The sequence below is a fragment of the Leisingera sp. JC1 genome (assembly GCF_001679925.1).
Taxonomy (GTDB): domain Bacteria; phylum Pseudomonadota; class Alphaproteobacteria; order Rhodobacterales; family Rhodobacteraceae; genus Leisingera.
The window spans coordinates 69,090-85,465 of record NZ_LYUZ01000002.1 but is presented as its reverse complement, the minus strand read 5'-3'; the positions used below and the strand labels follow the sequence as shown (position 1 = coordinate 85,465).

The following is a 16,376-nucleotide window of genomic DNA, read 5'->3' as shown; positions in this document are numbered from 1 at the left end:
CTTAAGATCCGTCAGCTGCCGTTGTTGTTCTTGTGGTCAGCCTCGCGCTTGAGAATGGCCGCTACGAACAGGATCGAAGCAGCGAACAGAACCAGCATCTCTCCGACATCGCCCAGGAAGCCGCCGCCGCCAAAGGCGCCCATGGCGACATTGGCAAAGAACACGGTAAAGACGGCAGAGGCAGCCCAGAGAAACATCGCAAGTTCCCGATTTGTTATCCCAACCCTATTTGTAAGCGCTTACATCAATAATGCAAGCGCTTACATGGGTGGCTGGCAAGCGCTGGATTTTGTGGTATGACGAGGGGCAAAGGAAATGGCAGACGTCACATGGGAAAAACCCGTTCAGCTCCAACACTTAACGATGTTGCCGAGGCGGCGGGCGTTTCCACCGCCACGGTGTCGCGGTGCCTGAATTCCCCGGACCGGGTGATCGAGGCAACCCGCCAGAGGGTGATGGATGCGGTCGAATCACTGGGTTACACGCCGAATTTCGCGGCCCGCGTGATGGCGGCCAAACGCAGTTTCACCATCGGCGCCATCATCCCCACCATGGACAACGCGATCTTTGCCCGCGGCCTTCAGGCGTTTCAGGACCAGCTGCGCGAGGATGGCTATACGCTGCTGGTGTCCAGCTCTGCCTATGACCCTGAGGCGGAACGCGAGCAGATCCGCACCCTTGTCGCCCGCGGCGCAGATGGGCTGCTGCTGATCGGGCATGCGCGTGATGCTGGAATCTATGAATATCTGGAACGCCATCAGGTTCCGTCACTGGTCGCATGGTCCTACGACCCCGAGGCACAGCGGCCCTCTGTCGGTTTCAGCAACGCAGACGCCATGTGCGAACTGGCGCAGAGCGTGATTGCAGCTGGCCACCGGCGGATTGCCATGATCTCCGGCATCACAGAGGGGAATGACCGGGCGCAAGGCCGGGTGGAGGGTGTCAGGCGGGCGATGGCAGACAGCGGCCTGGATGCAAATACCCTAGCGCTGATTGAAACGGATTATGAGATTGAAAGAGGGGCCGAGGCCTTTCGGCAGCTTATGGCATTTGTCCCGAGGCCGACGGCAGTCATGTGCGGCAACGATGTGCTGGCGGCGGGAGCTCTGCGAGAAGCCGGAAGGCTGGGGATCCGTGTGCCTGAGCAGGTCTCTGTAACAGGGTTTGATGACATAGAACTGGCTGAGATCGTTAGTCCCGCGCTGACCACTGTGCATGTGCCCCACCGGGAAATGGGGCGCAAGGCTGCGCGCGAATTGACTGCAATGGTTGAAGGGAAATCGGAAGGCCGGTCTATCTGTATCGGTACAAAGCTTGTGAACCGCTGCTCGCTGGCAGAGCAGCATGGCTAATTTTGTCGAAAGGCTGTTTGTTGAAATCTGCACCCGTGCCGCCGGTAAAGCTTTAGCCGCCGTCTGACGCCGCCGCAGCCGTTGAAGCCCTGATGACGAGATCTGATCTCAATAGGCATGCCGCCGGCACTTTCTGGGTTTCAACCCAGGCGGCAATTGCATCCGCTGCCGCCGCCCCCATCCGCGAAACCGGCAAGTGAACGGTGCTCAACTCGGGAAACAAATGGGCTGAGCCGGCCAAGTCGTCGAGGCCCATCACGGATTTCTCCTGCGGCACGGACACTCCCTGACGCTGCAGTTCAAACAGCACGCCGGATGCCAGCACGTCTGACAAGCACAAGATGGCGGTCGGCTGTTTTTCCGCCTGCAGAACGTTGCGGCCTGCCTCACAACCGCCGGCAATGGACAGCGGAACTTCATAAAAACTCAGATCGCTTTTGGGGCTGTGGTTCTCAAGTCCGGCAATACGCGCCTGTGTCCGGTCGTTGCTGGCGCTTGGCCCATGCACCACTGCAACCCGGCTGTGGCCAAGGTCTGTCAGGTGGGCCAAGGCGGTGCGCGCCGCTGCGGCATTGTCATAGCCGATGGTAGGAAGTTGATAGTGCGGATCGTAAAAGGATGTGGAAACAACCGGCAGCTGACAGCGCTCGATCAGACTGTAGAACTCCGGCGCATGGGTGACACCGGAGACAATCAGCCCCTCGGCACCGATATCGACCAGCCCCTTGGCTTTCTCCGCCTCCCGGGCTGGATCATTATCGGTTGTCGCCACCACCAGCGACAGCCGGTGGGTGGCCAGCCGGCTCTCCATGCTGGCAAGCATCCTGGCAAAGATGGCATTGTCCAGTGTCGGTACCAGCGCCCCTACAAACCGTGTACGTCCGGTGTTAATGGCGCGGGCTGCTGCACTGGGCACCCAGTGCAGGCTGTTCATCGCCTCTTCGACCTTTTTGCGGGTTGCTTCCGCCACGGTTTCCGGTGCGTTCATGACGCGGGATACCGTCGCAACTGAAACTCCGGCGGCTGCTGCAACATCCCGCAGGTTGGCGCGTTTCCTGGATGTGTTCCGCTGCATTCCGCCTGCCTTCCTTTTCCGCTCCGGCCTCATGGTTAACGAAAATCTTGACAGATGTAACTAGTTTCATCAACCATGTAACCAGTTACATAACCAGATTCGGCAAAAAATGACCCGCTACGCAGTCCTGCGCGATTTCGACAACATGGGGTTCAGAACCCCAGCCCGGTCCTTCCCTGGCTTCCCCAAGCCCCTCGAAGGCGTGACGCACCGTCTCGCCCCGCGCCAAGGCCTGATGCAGGAGATGCGGCCGGGGGATCTGCTGTCACTGGCCGGAACCGAGTGCCAGATCGCGGCGTTTGACGCGGCCGGCCGCCCGGCGCTGGCCACACTGGGGCTGACGGCGGACGGCGCGCTGCGCCTGGCGGAATGCGACCCTGCCGTGCTGCTGGGCTGGATCAATGCCCGCGGCGGTGACAGCACCGCTGAAATCCCGGCCTGCACCCTCACTGCCGCGGAGGAGCCGCTGATACTGAAAGCCGCCGCCCGGGCCACCGTCTGGATCTTCCGCCCGGCCCGTCCCCAGGATCTGGTGCACGGCACCGTTTCGGGCGGGATGGAAATCACCTGGCAGCCCGGACCGGGCACCGCGCCGCTGCTGCCGCCGCTGCTCGGCGACACCCGCGACGAGTTCACCGTCAGCCGCGGCACCGGCTGCGCCTACGAGGTGAAGAAAGGCGAGATTATCCAGATCATCGACGTGGAAGGGCAGCAGTGCTCCGACTTCACCGCCTTCCGCGCCGCCGGGCTGGAGCGCGGCGAAGAGTTGATGATCGACAGCACCGCGACCCGCTCGATGGTTCGTCGCGCCTATCCGGGGCCGGGATTGCTGGACAAGTTCTTCGACCCCGGCATGCACCCGATGCTGAACGTGATCCAGGACACCTGCGGCCGCCACGACACTTTCGGCCTCGCCTGCACCGCGCGCGGGTACGAGGAGCGCGGCTTCCCCGGCCATGTGAACTGCTCCGACAACATGTCCCATGCGCTGGCCCCCTACGGCGTGGCGCCGCGTGCAGCCTGGCCTGCCATCAATTTTTTCTGGAACACCTGGGTCGATCCGCATTCGCACCACATCCTGACCGAGGAATCCCACTCCCGCCCCGGCGATTACATGGCGATGCGGGCGCTGGAGGATCTGGTCTGCGTCTCCACCGCCTGCCCGGACGATATCGACCCGATCAACGGCTGGAACCCGACAGACGTGCATGTCCGCATCTACCGCCCCGAAACACCCCTGCGCCGCGCTGTTGCCTACCGCGAAAAGGAAGACGCCCCGATGTCGATCAGCCAGAACTCCGCCTTTCACGCGCGGCTGGAGCCGCTGACCCAGCATTTCGCCCCCGCGCGCGATCTCTGGGCGCCGGTAAGCTTCCCCTCGCACGGCACCACCGGCGAATACTGGGCCTGCCGCAACGCGGTGACGGTGCAGGACATGAGCGGGCTGCGCAAATACGACATCGCCGGCCCCGATGCTGAGACGCTGCTGCAGCAGGCCACCACCCGCAACGTCGCCAAGCTGCCGGTCTGGCGCGGCTCCTACACGCTGATGTGTGATGAGGGTGGCTCGGTGATCGACGACGGTACCCTGTTCCGGCTCGCCCCTGACCTGTTCCGCTGGTGCTGCGGCTCCGAGGAAAGCGGCCGGTTGCTGGAAACGCTGGCGCAGCAGATGGGCCTGCAGGTCCGCATTCACGACATGCGCGGCGCGATGCCCAATCTGGCGATCCAAGGTCCCAAATCGCGCGACCTCCTGCGCAAGATCGCCTTTAACCAGCCGCATGTGCCGCAGCTGGACCAGCTCAAATGGTTCGGCGTCACCGTGGCGCGGCTGCACGACCGCGAAGGCGCGCCCTTCATGCTGTCGCGCTCCGGCTACACCGGCGAGCTGGGCTATGAGATTTTCTGCTCCCAGGCCCACGCCTTGGATATCTGGGACGCAGTGATGGAGGCAGGCGGGGAATTCGGGATCACTCCGATGGGCTCCGCCGCGCTGGAAATCATCCGGATCGAGGCCGGGCTGGCCGCCGCCAACGCCGAATTCGCACCGGGCGTGGATGCATTTGAGGCAGGCCTCGGCTTTGCCATCGACCTGACTAAAGCCGATTTCACCGGCAAGGCGGCGCTGGAGCGCAACGCGCGTGCGCCGCGCCGGCTGCTCAAGGGCCTGCTGCTGGGCTGCAATGACGTGCCGCTGCACGGCAGCCCGGTCTATGCCGGCGAACGGCAGGTCGGCACCGTCACCTCCGCCACCCGCTCGCCGATGCTGGAACACGCCATCGCCATCGCCCGGCTGGGTGTCGAGCACGCGGAAAACGGCACCCGGCTGGAAATCGGCCAGCTCGACGGCCGGATGAAGCGCCTCGGCGCCACCGTCACCGGCATCCCCTTCATAGACCCGCAGCGCAAGCGGGCGCGCGCCTGAGGTGCTTGAAACAAACACCAACAGGAGAGAGAAATCGATGAAAAATATCATCTTCGCCACCGCCGTTACCGCCTTGGGCGCAGCCGCGGCCACCAGTGCCACGGCACAGGAGAAAGTCATGGTGGGCGAGCCCAGCTGGCCCGGCGCCAAGATCATGAGCCGGATCATCGGCCAGGTGATCGAAACCCGCCTCGGCAGCGAGGCCGGCTACGCCCCCGGCGCCAACGCGGTGATCTTCGCCTCGATGGACGGCGGCCGCGGCGACATCGACGTGCACCCGGATGTGTGGCTGCCGAACCAGGCCTCCTTCACCGACGAATATGTCGATCAGAAAGGCACCGTGGCGCTGTCCTCCGGCAGCTACGAAGGCCGCGCGGGCATCTGCGTGCCCAACTACATGGTCGAGAATCACAACATAAAATCGATCTTCGACCTTGCCACTCCCGAAGCGCAGGCGCTGTTTGACAGCGACGGCGACGGCATGGGGGAGGTCTGGGTCGGTGCCTCCGGCTGGGCCTCGACCAATACTTTCAAGGTGCGGGTGCGCGACTACGGCATCGAGACCTTCCTGACCCCGACCACCGAAGACGAAACCGTGTTCTATTCCCGGCTCAAGGACCTGGTCGACCAGGAGAAAGGCGCTGCCTTCTACTGCTACGCGCCGCACTATGTTCATGCGCTCTATGACGTGACTATCCTGGAAGAGCCGGAGCATGACGCAAATACCTACAAGATGGTGCAGCCGGATCAGGATGCCGATTGGTACAACAACTCGCACATCTCCACCGGCGAGCCGGTCAAGACTGTGACCGTGGCCTATTCCAGCTCGCTGAAGGACCGCAACCCGGCCGCAGCCTCCTTTCTGTCCAGCATCGACATGAGCGCCGAAGCCCTGTCCGAACTCACCTACGAGGTGGTGGTCAAAGGCAATGAGATCGACGCGGTTGTTGCAGACTGGATCGCCGCCAATGGCGACACCGTCGATACCTGGCTCGGCCTGAAATAACGCGCCCTCCCACACGTGCGCCCCGGCTGCGGCCTGCCGCCGGGGTACCTTCCTTAAGTTAGACGGGGGTCCGGATGGAAAAGGAAATTGCAATCGACGCACGCGGCGTCTGGAAGATCTTCGGCGCGCGCTCCGCCGAGGCGCTCAAGGCCATTCACGCCGAAGGGCTGACCAAGCCGCAGGTGCTGGAGCGGTTCAACTGCGTGGTTGGCGTCGCCGATGCCAGCTTCCAGATCGAACGCGGCGAGCTGTTCTGCGTGATGGGCCTGTCGGGCTCCGGCAAATCGACGCTGGTGCGCCATGTGAACCGGCTCCTGGAGCCGACCGACGGCCATATCTACATCAATGGCGATGATGTGATGGGGCTGAACGCCGAGGGGCTGCGCGACCTGCGTAACCGCCGGGTTGCCATGGTGTTCCAGAACTTCGGCCTGATGCCCCACCGCACGGTGCGCGACAATGTGGCGATGCCGCTGGAAATCCGCGGCACCGGCAAGGCCCGCCGCTGGGAGGAAGCCGACCGGGTGCTGGAGCTGGTGGAGCTGTCGGGCTGGGAGGACAAATACGCCCATGAGCTGTCGGGCGGCATGCAGCAGCGGGTGGGGCTTGCCCGCGCCATCGCCTCCGACCCTGAGATCCTGCTGATGGACGAGCCCTTTTCAGCGCTTGATCCGCTGATCCGCAAGCAGCTGCAGGACCAGTTCATGGAGCTGTCCCGCAAGCTGGGCAAGACCACCATGTTCATCACCCATGACCTGGATGAGGCGATCCGCATCGGCCACCGCATTGCCATTATGAAGGACGGCCGCATCGTGCAGATCGGCACGCCGGAGGAAATCATCCTCAACCCGGCGGACGGCTACGTGGCGGATTTCGTGGCCGGCATCTCCAAGCTCAACATGATTTTCGCCCATTCGGTGATGAAACCCGTTGCCGAGTTCGAGGCCGCCTACGGTGCCCTGCCCGCCGACGCGAGGGAGGCGCGGCCCGACATGGACCTCAGCGACCTGATGGAGCTGGCAGTAGACGGCCACGGCATCGTCAAGGTGGCGGATGATGGCGCCACCGTCGGGGTGATCAACCGCGCGGGCCTGATCCGCGCCATTCAGGACAGTCAGGCGTAAGGAGAAGGGTGATGAAATACATCGACCAATCACAGATCCAACCGGAAACCGCCGGGCGCTTGAATGCGCTGGTGGCGGAATTCACCGGCCAGTCGCAGGCCTATTACCAGCGCGTTTTCTCCTACATGATGGAGGCGCCCGGCTACCGCTTCACCCTGAACCGTGCCGCCGCGCTGCTGGGGCCGGTTTGGTTCGGCGCGCGGGGCCTGTGGTCCTGGTTCCTGGGCTTCCTGCTGCTGGAAACGCTCGCCTATATCCAGATCGCGATGGGGCTGTTCGGCGACCTCGGCCGGGACTCCCGCCTGCGCGCCGAGCAGATCGCCCAGACGCTCGACCTGCGGCACCAGCAGATCGCCGCGGCGGAGGCTTCCGGTTCCTCCTCGCTGGACTCTCTGAAACGCGCGGCAGAGTCGCTGGAGGCGGCGCTGGCAGGCGCGCAGCAGGCCGCAGCAGCCGCCAATGCCAGCGGCACTATCTACCTGATTGCCGGCGCGGCGCTGCTGCTGGCGGTCAAGTTTCTGGCGTCCTCGCTTGCGAACTGGACGCTGGAGGGGCAGTTTGCCCGCTGGCGATCCGACCGCCGCGTCGCCAGCGGCTGGTCGCTGCCGCGGCTGATCGTCTCCGCCGTGCTGGCAGCCGCCGTGGTTGTGCTGTCGGCGCTGAAATTTGCGATGCCCGATGCCTTCTCGCTGCTGAACGCCTTCCCCACCAACCGCGACTGGCGGCTGAACGTCGGCGACGGGGTGCAGGCGGCGTTCGACTGGACCAAGACCTCCGGGCGCGGCTTCTTCGACGGGCTGACCGCCGGCATGCGCACGCTTCTGGACTGGATCGAAGTGGTGCTGGTCGATACCCCCTGGCCGGTGGTGGCGCTGGTCATTGTGATGCTGGCCTACCTGTCGGCAGGCGCAAGGGTGGCGATCTTCACCGGCGCAGCACTGGCCTACCTGGGCCTCTTGGACTTCTGGGAAAAGGCGATGACCACCATTGCCCTCCTGGGCGCCGCGGCGCTGATCTCGATCACCTTGGGCATTCCGCTCGGCATCTACTGCGCCCGCCGCCCCAAGGTGTTCGCGGTGGTGCGGCCTGTCCTTGATTTCATGCAGTCTATGCCCTCCTTCGTCTACCTGATCCCGGTGGTCGCCTTCATCGGCTCCGGCAAGCCCGCGGGCGTGGTCGCCACCATGATCTTCGGCAGCCCGCCGGTGATCCGCTTCACCGTGCTGGGCCTGCAGCAGGTGCCCGAAACCGTGCGCGAGGCCGCGCTCGCCTTCGGCGCCACCCCGCGCTACCTCCTGTGGCGGGTCGACCTGCCGCTGGCCCGCAAGACAATCATGGCCGGCGTCAACCAGACCATCCTGCTGTCATTGGCTATGGTTGTGGTGGCTTCGCTGATCGGTGCCAAGGGGCTGGGTGAGGATGTGCTGGAAGCGCTGCAATATGCCGCCGCCGGCCAAGGTATTCTGGCCGGTCTGGCAATCTTGTTCTGCGCCCTGATCCTCGACCGGATTGTGGCTGGGAAAAGGTAATGCGAAGATGCCGCATGCTGCGTCCTCAGGGTGCGGCTTCTTCAATTGGCGCTCTGAAGCTCCACCAGTTGTGTTGAAAAACCATGCAACTTGCGAGAGGGCAGATGAAGGCGGGTTTCACCGCGTGCCGGGATTGAAAACCCGGCGAGAGGAGATTGATGCGCCCGCCTTAGAACCATTGACCCGGTTCCATAAGCCCCAGATCCAGAAGCTGGCGCGAATGCCATTCAAACGGCGCGGAATTATGCCAGCGGAAGGTTTCGATATCGAAAGTGGAACCTGGATTCCGCTTAAGCGCCTTGGCGGTGCGGAAAGAACAGATGGCGGCAGTCAGGTTGTGGTGCCAGGGGCACGCATATGTGTTGTATTCCTGATCGTTGAAAGTGTGATCCAGCTGCAGTTGCAGACCCGGTTTGGCGCGGAACAGTGAAATCCGGTCGATTTTGCGGCTGGCCGCGGGGATGTGTTCTTCGAAGCGCCAGCGAACACCGCCGAAGAAATCCAGCTGCCGCTCGCGCGGGTGTCCGGTTTCCGGATCCTGCCGCGACTGCGCATAGTAACCGGATTTGTCGAGATATGCCTCTTCAAGCGACACTGCACTGGGGCAGGCATTCAGATCGCCGGCATAGAGGTCGATCACATAGGTGAGCATCGCATCCCGGCGTTCCTCGGTGTGGAAAGCAAGCATCTCTCCGATCCCGCGCGACTCGCAAAACGGGTAGAACAGGTATTCCGCGTTATAGCAGTAGTAGAGCCAGCAGCCTGGTTCAGCCGCAGCGATAACGGCATTGACGGCGCCTGTGACTGCCCCTTCCGATCCGCAGTCAAAAGGCACCCGATGCACCATGGCGCGCACATCCGGCGGCAGGTCAAATGCATCCGGCATCAAAGCCGCCACGGCCTTGAAGCCGCATTGAAGGTGGTGGCGCAGTGTGGTGGCTGTCTCTGTTTCATCTTCAATGAAGACCAGCGCCACCGGTCCCTTGGCCAGTAGTGGTTTGCCCTGTTTCAGGAAATCCTTCAGCGAGGAATACATCATGCTGGTCTGCCCTGCCTTTCTGGCCTTTGCAGTCAAAATCGGGTAAATGCCGCTCCATTGCAAGCAGCGGCATTTGCCTGTATTGCAAGCCGCTGTTTACCCACCCTGGCTGGAAGGCTGACCTGCATGAGCGCCCCGAAAAAGCTGTTTATCAAGACCTATGGCTGTCAGATGAATGTCTATGACAGCGAACGTATGGCCGAGGCGCTGGGCGGGGAAGGTTACATTGAGACGAAATCGGCAGATGACGCCGATATGATCCTGCTCAATACCTGCCACATCCGCGAAAAGGCGGCTGAAAAGGTGTATTCCGAACTCGGCCGTTTCAAAGGGCTGAAGGCAGAGAAACCGGATCTGAAGATCGGTGTCGCCGGCTGCGTTGCCCAGGCCGAAGGCGAGGAGATCATGCGCCGCCAGCCGCTGGTCGATCTGGTTGTCGGACCGCAGAGCTACCACCGCCTGCCGGAGATGGAGGCCAAGGCGCGGGCAGGTGAGAAGGTGCTGGACACCGATTTTCCCGAGGAAGACAAGTTCGAGAAACTGAAAAACCGCCCCAAGGCCAAGCGCGGCCCGACGGCGTTTCTGACGGTGCAGGAAGGCTGCGACAAGTTCTGCGCCTTCTGTGTCGTGCCTTATACCCGCGGTGCCGAAGTCTCGCGCCCGGCAGACCGTATCCTGCGCGAGGCGCAGGATCTGGTGGAGCGCGGCGTGCGCGAAATCACCCTGCTGGGCCAGAACGTGAACGCCTATCACGGCGCAGGCCCGAACGGTGACCTGACATTGGCGCAGCTCATTTGGGAACTCGACAAGATCGACGGGCTGGAGCGCATCCGCTTCACCACCTCGCACCCCAACGACATGCAGGACGATCTGATCGAGGCGCATGGCACCTGTGCCAAGCTGATGCCCTATCTGCATCTGCCGGTGCAGGCGGGGTCCGACAAGATCCTCAAGCGGATGAACCGCTCGCATACCGCCGAAAGCTACATCCGCCTGATTGAGCGCATCCGCGCCGCGCGTCCCGACATCCTGATCTCCGGCGATTTTATTGTCGGCTTTCCGGAAGAGACCGAGGAAGACTTCCAGGCCACCATGGACCTGGTGGAGGAGGTGAAATACGGCACTGCCTATTCCTTCAAATACTCGACCCGCCCCGGCACCCCCGCGGCGGAGCGCGCGCAGGTGGACTCGGCGGCGGCAGATGACCGGCTGCAGCGCCTGCAAGCCTTGCTGACCCGTCAGCAGCGCGAAGTGCAGGACAGCATGGTTGGCCGTGAAGTCGGGGTGCTGTTTGAAAAGGCGGGACGCTTGCCCGGACAGATGGTGGGGAAATCCGACTACCTGCATGCTGTGCATGTCGCTGATTGCAGCCGCGGGATTGGTGAACTTGCCCGGGTGCGTATTGTGTCTTCCGGAGCAAACTCCCTGGCAGGTGAGCTGATCAGCTGAGACCTTGTTCCGCTCGGCGAATCGCCCCGGCGGCGGGCCGGGGCAGTCCCAAGTCCGGGGCGCTCCGGAAAATTCTCCTGGCGCGATTGCTTCGCGTTCAGCAACAATTCCCGGGAGCTGAGCGGAGTGTCCTGCGAAGGCGTTTAATCTGCTTGTGCATTCGTCCGATTTTGGGAACGTTTTAACTTAAATTCAGATAGATTTACTCTTATGGCCTATGGGGTGGCCAGGTTTGAGACAGCTCCCTGGGGGGACTTAGGTGAAGGAATTTCGGTTGTGTTGACATTTAAACTGCACAAGGCGATTGCGCTGGCCGCTGCTGCCGCGGCTGCGCTCAGCATCGCCGCTGCGCCTGCGAGCGCCCAATCACAGCAGCGAACCATCAAAGGCGAACGCTATGTGCCGACCATCTGGGTCGACCCGGATGGCTGTGAGCACTGGGTGATGGACGATGGCGCTGAAGGCTATATGACTCCGCATGTGAAACCAGATGGCAAACCCGTTTGCCGCCGCGGCAATATCTGCGGCGTGATGCCGACGGACCAGTTCTTTGCCACTGACAGGCATTACATCAATGCAGCAGGCAAACAGCGCCTGCGCCAGTTCTTCCAGCAGGCGAGGAGCAACGGTGCGCGCTCTTTCATCGTTGCAGGCCATACCGACAGCAGAGCGTCGGATGAATACAACATCCGCCTGTCCGAGCGCCGTGCAAATGCCGTGGCTGCGGTTGGCCGTTCGGCCGGTGCGCGTATTGCAGGCGTGCGGGCCTACGGCGAGCGCGATCCGCGGGTGCCCAACACCAGCGCGGCCAACATGGCGCAGAACCGCCGTGTCGAAATCTATTGCCTGCGCTGAGGGGAAAAAATCATGATGATGAAAAGAACGCTTGGTCTTGTTGCGGTGATTTCCCTGCTTGGAGCCTGCACCGAAGCATTGGATAAAACCCGTGATGCCCACGTTGGCGATGGCAGCAACAATCATCTGTCCAACCTGACGGCCGGTATCTGGGTTGACCCGAACGGCTGTGAACATTGGATCATCGACGATGGCCTTGAGGGCTACGCCGACTTGCGCCGCACGCCCGACGGGAAGCCGGTCTGCAACAGCGACATTCCGCCCACCCTGGCGACCGGCCCGTTCAAGGACGGTTCGACCTTTGGCGACCCGATCTGAAATTTGAGTCTTGCCTGATTTGCAGCCGCCCTCAGGGGCGGCTGTTTTTGTTTCAAAAATGTGATTTTGCGAAGCGCCTGCTTGCGCAAACGCTGCTGCAGATGCAGACTGAAGGGGCAACGCCAGATTGAGGAGATCAGCTTGGCCATCAGCGCCCTGAATGACCCGCAGACCCAGACCGCAACCCACGAAGTGCTGCTGGAATTTCCTGACAACCGATTGCTGATCGACCTGTGCGGCGAATATGACCGCAACCTGGCTGACATTGAACAAAAACTGGGGGTACAGATTGTCCGCCGCGGCAATCAGCTGTCCGTAATGGGCGAGCATTCCGCGCGGGAGCAGGCTGCAGGAGTGCTGACGGCACTTTATGACCGCCTGGAAACCGGCCGCAGTGTCGAAAGCGGCGACATTGACCGCGAATTGCGCATGGGAGCGGACAGCGACGATGCCGAGCCCGATGGACAGCTGCAGATGTTCCGCGGCGGCCGGGTGGAGATCAAGACCCGCAAGAAACTGGTAGAGCCGCGCACCGAGGCGCAAAAAGCCTATGTGCAATCCCTGTTTGAACACGAATTGGCCTTTGGTATCGGCCCCGCTGGTACCGGCAAGACTTATCTGGCCGTCGCTGTGGGCGTTTCCATGTTCATCACCGGCCATGTCGACCGCATCATCCTGTCCCGCCCCGCAGTGGAGGCCGGGGAGAAGCTCGGTTACCTGCCTGGCGACATGAAGGACAAGGTCGACCCCTACATGCAGCCGCTCTACGATGCACTCAATGACTTCCTGCCGGGCAAGCAGCTGGCCAAGCTGATCGAGGACAAGCGGATCGAAATTGCGCCGCTGGCTTTCATGCGCGGCCGCACGCTGTCCAACGCCTTTGTGGTTCTGGACGAGGCGCAGAACGCCACCACCATGCAGATGAAGATGTTTCTGACCCGCTTGGGCGAGGGCTCGCGCATGGTGATCACCGGCGACCGCTCGCAGGTGGACCTGCCGCGTGGAGTGCAGTCGGGCCTGGCCGACGCTGAGCGGCTGCTGAAAACCATCCCCAAGATCAGCTTCAACTACTTCACCGCCCGCGATGTGGTGCGTCACCCGCTTGTGGCCGCGATCATTGAAGCCTATGACGCGGATTCGACACCGGCCTGAAAAAAGCAATCGGGCTTCATCTTTGTGAAAATACTCCGGGGGTGCGGGGGCTGTCCCCCGTTTGTGCAACCGTACCATGACGCTCGACATCACCATCGAAGACAGCCGCTGGCAGGACGCCGGACTTTCGGCGCTGGCGGAAGAGGCCGCTGCAATTGTTCTGGAGCATTTTGGCCTGGACGCCGGGATGTGCGAAATTTCGCTGCTGGCCTGCGATGATCCGCGTGTTGCGGACCTGAACGCTGAGTTCCGCGAAAAGCCGCAGCCTACCAACGTTCTCAGCTGGCCGGCAGAGGAGCTGGCAGCAGAAGAAGACGGCGGCACGCCGCTCCGGCCAGAGGCTGATTTTACTGGGGAAATCCCGCTGGGCGACATTGCCATCTCCTTTGACACATGCGCCCGCGAAGCTGCCGAGGCGGGGAAACCCCTGGCCGATCATACCCGCCATCTGATCATTCACGGACTGTTGCATCTTCTGGGCTATGATCACATTCGTGACCGCGATGCCGCATTGATGGAAGGGATTGAGATCCTGCTACTTGGCAAACTGGGTATCGCGAACCCATATATAAGTGAGGACGCCCCGTAACCGGGGTTTTTGGAATGGAAAGATGGGCGACATAGAAGGCAGTTCTAACGCGGCGCAAGGCGCGCTGCAGGACATCAATGGCACGGCGGCGGATGCGCCGGCTTCTGAAAATACCGGATTGTGGACGCGGCTGCGCAGCGTGTTCAGCCCCGATCCGCAGGACGGACAGGACACCGGCGGCGAACAGCCAGCGCCGGGCACTGCTCCGCATGGCATGATTAACCTGCGCCGGATGCGGGTTGAAGACGTCGCCATCCCCTCTGCCGAAATTGCCGCTGTGCCGGTCACTGTCGCCAAGGATGATCTGGTCGGCATTTTCCGGCAAAGCGGCTTCACCCGCATTCCCGTTTACGAGGGCACACTCGACACGCCGCTGGGCTTTGTTCACCTCAAGGATTTCTCGCTGACACACGGCTTTAACGGCGGCACCTCTGAGTTTGACTTGTCAAAAATGCTGCGGCCGCTGTTGTTCGTGCCGCCCTCGATGCCGATCGGGGTTCTGCTGACCAAGATGCAGGCTGAACGCCGTCACATGGCGCTGGTGATCGACGAATACGGCGGTGTGGACGGGCTGGTCACCATCGAAGACCTGATCGAACAGGTGGTGGGCGAGATCGAGGATGAGCATGACGCCGACGAACATCAGACCTGGTTCGAGGAAAAACCCGGCTGCTACATCGCGCTGGCCCGCACCTCGTTGCCGGAGTTCGAGGCTGAGACCGGCCATTCGCTGACCAGCCACGATGACGTGGACGAGGAAGAGATCGACACGCTTGGCGGGCTGGTCTTCATGCTGTCCGGCCGGGTGCCTGCCCGCGGGGAGGTGATCGAACACCCCGAAGGCGCCGAGTTTGAAGTCATGGATGCCGACCCGCGCCGGATCAAGCGGCTGCGGGTGCGGCTGCCGGACGCCGCTGCATGATGTCACTGGGGTTGCGGCAGGCTGCGCGCCAGCTTCGCCTAGCCCTGGCGGGGCTGGCTCTTGGCAGCGGTGCGCTGCTGTCCTTGGCGCTGGCTCCCTGGCACATGCTGATCGGGCTGCCGTTCGCGCTGGCCGCGGCTGGCTGGCTGATTTTGCATGCTTCGTCCGCCCGCACCGCTGCTCTGGCAGGCTGGCTGTTCGGACTGGGGTATTTCACTTTCGGCCTCTCCTGGATCATTGAGCCGTTTCAGGTCGACCCCGAACGCCACGCCTGGATGGCCCCCTTTGCGCTGGTCTTCCTTGCCGCTGGCCTTGCTCTTTTTTGGGGGGCTGCCTTTGGCATTTCCGCCCGTCTCAGCCGTGGGGTGGTGCGCCTTCCGATGCTGGTGGCGCTATGGTCGCTGGCAGAATTTGCCCGCGCCTATCTGCTGACCGGTTTTCCCTGGGCCGCATTCGGCCAGTTCTGGATTGATACGCCAGCCGCCAATCTGCTGCCGTGGACCGGGCCGCAGGGGCTGGCGCTGCTGACGCTTGTGGCGTTTTTGCCGCTCGCATTGCTACGGACGCATCCTGCAGCCGCCTTGCTGCCGCTGGGGTTGGCGTTGGCTGCAGCTGTTGGAGTTCCCGCCCCCGGGGAGACCGTGCGGACGGATCGTGTCGTGCGTATCGTTCAGCCCAATGCGCCGCAAAACCTGAAATGGCACCCTGAACACAGGTGGGAGTTCGTCCGCCGTGCGCTGGCATTCTCAGCCGAGGAGCCGCGACCTGACATGATCGTCTGGCCGGAAACCGCGGTGCCGCAGTTGCTGAATTATGCCGGAGACACGCTTCAGGCCATTTCCGAACGGGCCGGCGGTGTCCCGGTCTTGCTGGGTATCCAGCGAGAGGAGGGCGGTGCCTACTATAATTCTGCGGTGCTTCTGGATTCAGACGGGCTGCCAGCCGCTGCATATGACAAGGCGCATCTGGTGCCGTTCGGGGAGTATGTGCCCTTTGGCGACTTTATGGCCCGCTTCGGGATCCACGGGTTCGCCTCCCAGGCCGGGGCAGGTTACGCCGCTGGCCCGGGTGCCCGGGTGTTGGAACTGCCCATTGGCAGTGCCTTGCCGCTGATCTGCTATGAGGCAGTCTTCCCCCAGGATGTGAACGCCGCCGATACCCGTCCGGACATGCTGGTGCAGATCACCAATGACGCTTGGTTCGGCACCCGTTCAGGCCCTTATCAGCACCTTGTACAGGCGCGGATGCGGGCACTGGAGCAGGGATTGCCGATAATCCGGGCAGCCAACACCGGTGTCTCGGCCATGATTGGGCCGGACGGGGCGATGATGGACCAGCTGCCGCTGGGAGAGGCAGGCTTTATCGATGCAGCTCTGCCTGCTCCGCTGCCGCCGACGCTTTACAGCCGGACCGGGGACTGGCCGGTTCTGCTGCTGTGTTTCTTTATTGCAGGTGCGGCAATCTTTCTGCCCCGCGCTCTTGCGCCGCGGTCATAGCAGCTTAACTCTATTGGAATATAGATTGACCCGCGCGGATGGGCC

At 62.5% G+C, this 16,376-nt stretch carries 15 protein-coding genes; 12 read left to right on the top strand and 3 right to left on the bottom strand.

Annotated features, from left to right (window positions below; translation table 11 throughout):
• Positions 1–11 precede the first annotated feature (11 nt).
• On the bottom strand, positions 12–197 hold the full coding sequence (locus tag A9D60_RS02425) for a hypothetical protein (RefSeq protein WP_065266139.1): 186 nt from the start codon (positions 195–197) through the stop codon (positions 12–14).
• Positions 198–329: 132 nt separating this feature from the next.
• Between A9D60_RS02425 and A9D60_RS02420 the strand changes: the two genes are divergently transcribed.
• Positions 330–1,352, top strand: a complete 1,023-nt coding sequence (locus tag A9D60_RS02420) for a LacI family DNA-binding transcriptional regulator (protein WP_065266138.1) — start codon at positions 330–332, stop codon at positions 1,350–1,352.
• Positions 1,353–1,404: 52 nt separating this feature from the next.
• Here A9D60_RS02420 and A9D60_RS02415 read toward each other — a convergent pair whose 3' ends face one another.
• Positions 1,405–2,427: a substrate-binding domain-containing protein gene (locus A9D60_RS02415; RefSeq protein WP_065266137.1), complete on the bottom strand. Its 1,023-nt coding sequence runs from the start codon at positions 2,425–2,427 to the stop codon at positions 1,405–1,407.
• Between the two features lie 109 nt (positions 2,428–2,536).
• Here A9D60_RS02415 and A9D60_RS02410 point away from each other — a divergent pair, with 109 nt between their 5' ends.
• The 4 genes from A9D60_RS02410 (at position 2,537) to A9D60_RS02395 (ending at position 8,511) form a co-directional block, all read left to right on the top strand.
• A complete protein-coding gene (locus A9D60_RS02410; RefSeq protein ID WP_065266136.1) occupies positions 2,537–4,852 on the top strand; it encodes a DUF1989 domain-containing protein in 2,316 nt (771 codons plus the stop codon).
• Between the two features lie 37 nt (positions 4,853–4,889).
• A complete protein-coding gene (locus A9D60_RS02405) occupies positions 4,890–5,858 on the top strand; it encodes an ABC transporter substrate-binding protein (protein WP_065266135.1) in 969 nt (322 codons plus the stop codon).
• A 74-nt stretch (positions 5,859–5,932) separates the two neighbouring features.
• Positions 5,933–6,982, top strand: a complete 1,050-nt coding sequence (locus A9D60_RS02400; RefSeq protein ID WP_065266134.1) for a quaternary amine ABC transporter ATP-binding protein — start codon at positions 5,933–5,935, stop codon at positions 6,980–6,982.
• A gap of 11 nt (positions 6,983–6,993) precedes the next feature.
• Positions 6,994–8,511: an ABC transporter permease gene (locus A9D60_RS02395; protein WP_065266133.1), complete on the top strand. Its 1,518-nt coding sequence runs from the start codon at positions 6,994–6,996 to the stop codon at positions 8,509–8,511.
• A gap of 169 nt (positions 8,512–8,680) precedes the next feature.
• Here the strand turns inward: A9D60_RS02395 and A9D60_RS02390 are convergent, their stop codons facing one another.
• The gene (locus A9D60_RS02390; RefSeq protein ID WP_065266132.1) at positions 8,681–9,550 is read right to left on the bottom strand and encodes a hypothetical protein; all 870 of its coding nucleotides are present in this window, start codon (positions 9,548–9,550) and stop codon (positions 8,681–8,683) included.
• Between the two features lie 126 nt (positions 9,551–9,676).
• Here A9D60_RS02390 and miaB point away from each other — a divergent pair, with 126 nt between their 5' ends.
• The 7 genes from miaB to lnt all read left to right on the top strand — a co-directional run bounded on the left by miaB (position 9,677) and on the right by lnt (position 16,331).
• On the top strand, positions 9,677–10,999 hold the full coding sequence (miaB, locus tag A9D60_RS02385; protein WP_065266131.1) for a tRNA (N6-isopentenyl adenosine(37)-C2)-methylthiotransferase MiaB: 1,323 nt from the start codon (positions 9,677–9,679) through the stop codon (positions 10,997–10,999).
• Between the two features lie 276 nt (positions 11,000–11,275).
• Positions 11,276–11,854: an OmpA family protein gene (locus tag A9D60_RS02380; RefSeq protein ID WP_254656607.1), complete on the top strand. Its 579-nt coding sequence runs from the start codon at positions 11,276–11,278 to the stop codon at positions 11,852–11,854.
• Between the two features lie 12 nt (positions 11,855–11,866).
• Entirely contained in the window at positions 11,867–12,172 is a 306-nt protein-coding gene (locus A9D60_RS02375) for a hypothetical protein (protein WP_065266130.1), read from the top strand.
• Between the two features lie 141 nt (positions 12,173–12,313).
• The gene (locus A9D60_RS02370) at positions 12,314–13,324 is read left to right on the top strand and encodes a PhoH family protein (protein ID WP_065266129.1); all 1,011 of its coding nucleotides are present in this window, start codon (positions 12,314–12,316) and stop codon (positions 13,322–13,324) included.
• 76 nt (positions 13,325–13,400) lie between these two features.
• On the top strand, positions 13,401–13,913 hold the full coding sequence (gene ybeY, locus A9D60_RS02365) for an rRNA maturation RNase YbeY (protein WP_065266128.1): 513 nt from the start codon (positions 13,401–13,403) through the stop codon (positions 13,911–13,913).
• A gap of 22 nt (positions 13,914–13,935) precedes the next feature.
• Positions 13,936–14,835 carry a hemolysin family protein gene (locus A9D60_RS02360; protein WP_065266127.1) on the top strand — a complete coding sequence of 300 codons (900 nt, stop codon included), beginning with the start codon at positions 13,936–13,938 and terminating at the stop codon, positions 14,833–14,835.
• On the top strand, positions 14,832–16,331 hold the full coding sequence (lnt, locus tag A9D60_RS02355; RefSeq protein ID WP_065266126.1) for an apolipoprotein N-acyltransferase: 1,500 nt from the start codon (positions 14,832–14,834) through the stop codon (positions 16,329–16,331). Before A9D60_RS02360 ends, lnt begins: the two co-directional genes overlap by 4 nt.
• Positions 16,332–16,376 lie beyond the last annotated feature (45 nt).

What these genes read in the sequence shown, in the direction of transcription:
- A9D60_RS02420 (WP_065266138.1), top strand. Translation starts at nt 330, where the DNA reads ATGGGAAAAACCCGTTCAGCTCCAACACTTAACGATGTTGCCGAGGCG.
- A9D60_RS02375 (WP_065266130.1), top strand. Translation starts at nt 11,867, where the DNA reads ATGATGATGAAAAGAACGCTTGGTCTTGTTGCGGTGATTTCCCTGCTT.
- A9D60_RS02405 (WP_065266135.1), top strand. Translation starts at nt 4,890, where the DNA reads ATGAAAAATATCATCTTCGCCACCGCCGTTACCGCCTTGGGCGCAGCC.
- A9D60_RS02360 (WP_065266127.1), top strand. Translation starts at nt 13,936, where the DNA reads ATGGGCGACATAGAAGGCAGTTCTAACGCGGCGCAAGGCGCGCTGCAG.
- A9D60_RS02425 (WP_065266139.1), bottom strand. Translation starts at nt 197, where the DNA reads ATGTTTCTCTGGGCTGCCTCTGCCGTCTTTACCGTGTTCTTTGCCAAT.
- A9D60_RS02395 (WP_065266133.1), top strand. Translation starts at nt 6,994, where the DNA reads ATGAAATACATCGACCAATCACAGATCCAACCGGAAACCGCCGGGCGC.
- lnt (WP_065266126.1), top strand. Translation starts at nt 14,832, where the DNA reads ATGATGTCACTGGGGTTGCGGCAGGCTGCGCGCCAGCTTCGCCTAGCC.
- miaB (WP_065266131.1), top strand. Translation starts at nt 9,677, where the DNA reads ATGAGCGCCCCGAAAAAGCTGTTTATCAAGACCTATGGCTGTCAGATG.
- ybeY (WP_065266128.1), top strand. Translation starts at nt 13,401, where the DNA reads ATGACGCTCGACATCACCATCGAAGACAGCCGCTGGCAGGACGCCGGA.
- A9D60_RS02400 (WP_065266134.1), top strand. Translation starts at nt 5,933, where the DNA reads ATGGAAAAGGAAATTGCAATCGACGCACGCGGCGTCTGGAAGATCTTC.
- A9D60_RS02415 (WP_065266137.1), bottom strand. Translation starts at nt 2,427, where the DNA reads ATGCAGCGGAACACATCCAGGAAACGCGCCAACCTGCGGGATGTTGCA.
- A9D60_RS02390 (WP_065266132.1), bottom strand. Translation starts at nt 9,550, where the DNA reads ATGATGTATTCCTCGCTGAAGGATTTCCTGAAACAGGGCAAACCACTA.
- A9D60_RS02410 (WP_065266136.1), top strand. Translation starts at nt 2,537, where the DNA reads ATGACCCGCTACGCAGTCCTGCGCGATTTCGACAACATGGGGTTCAGA.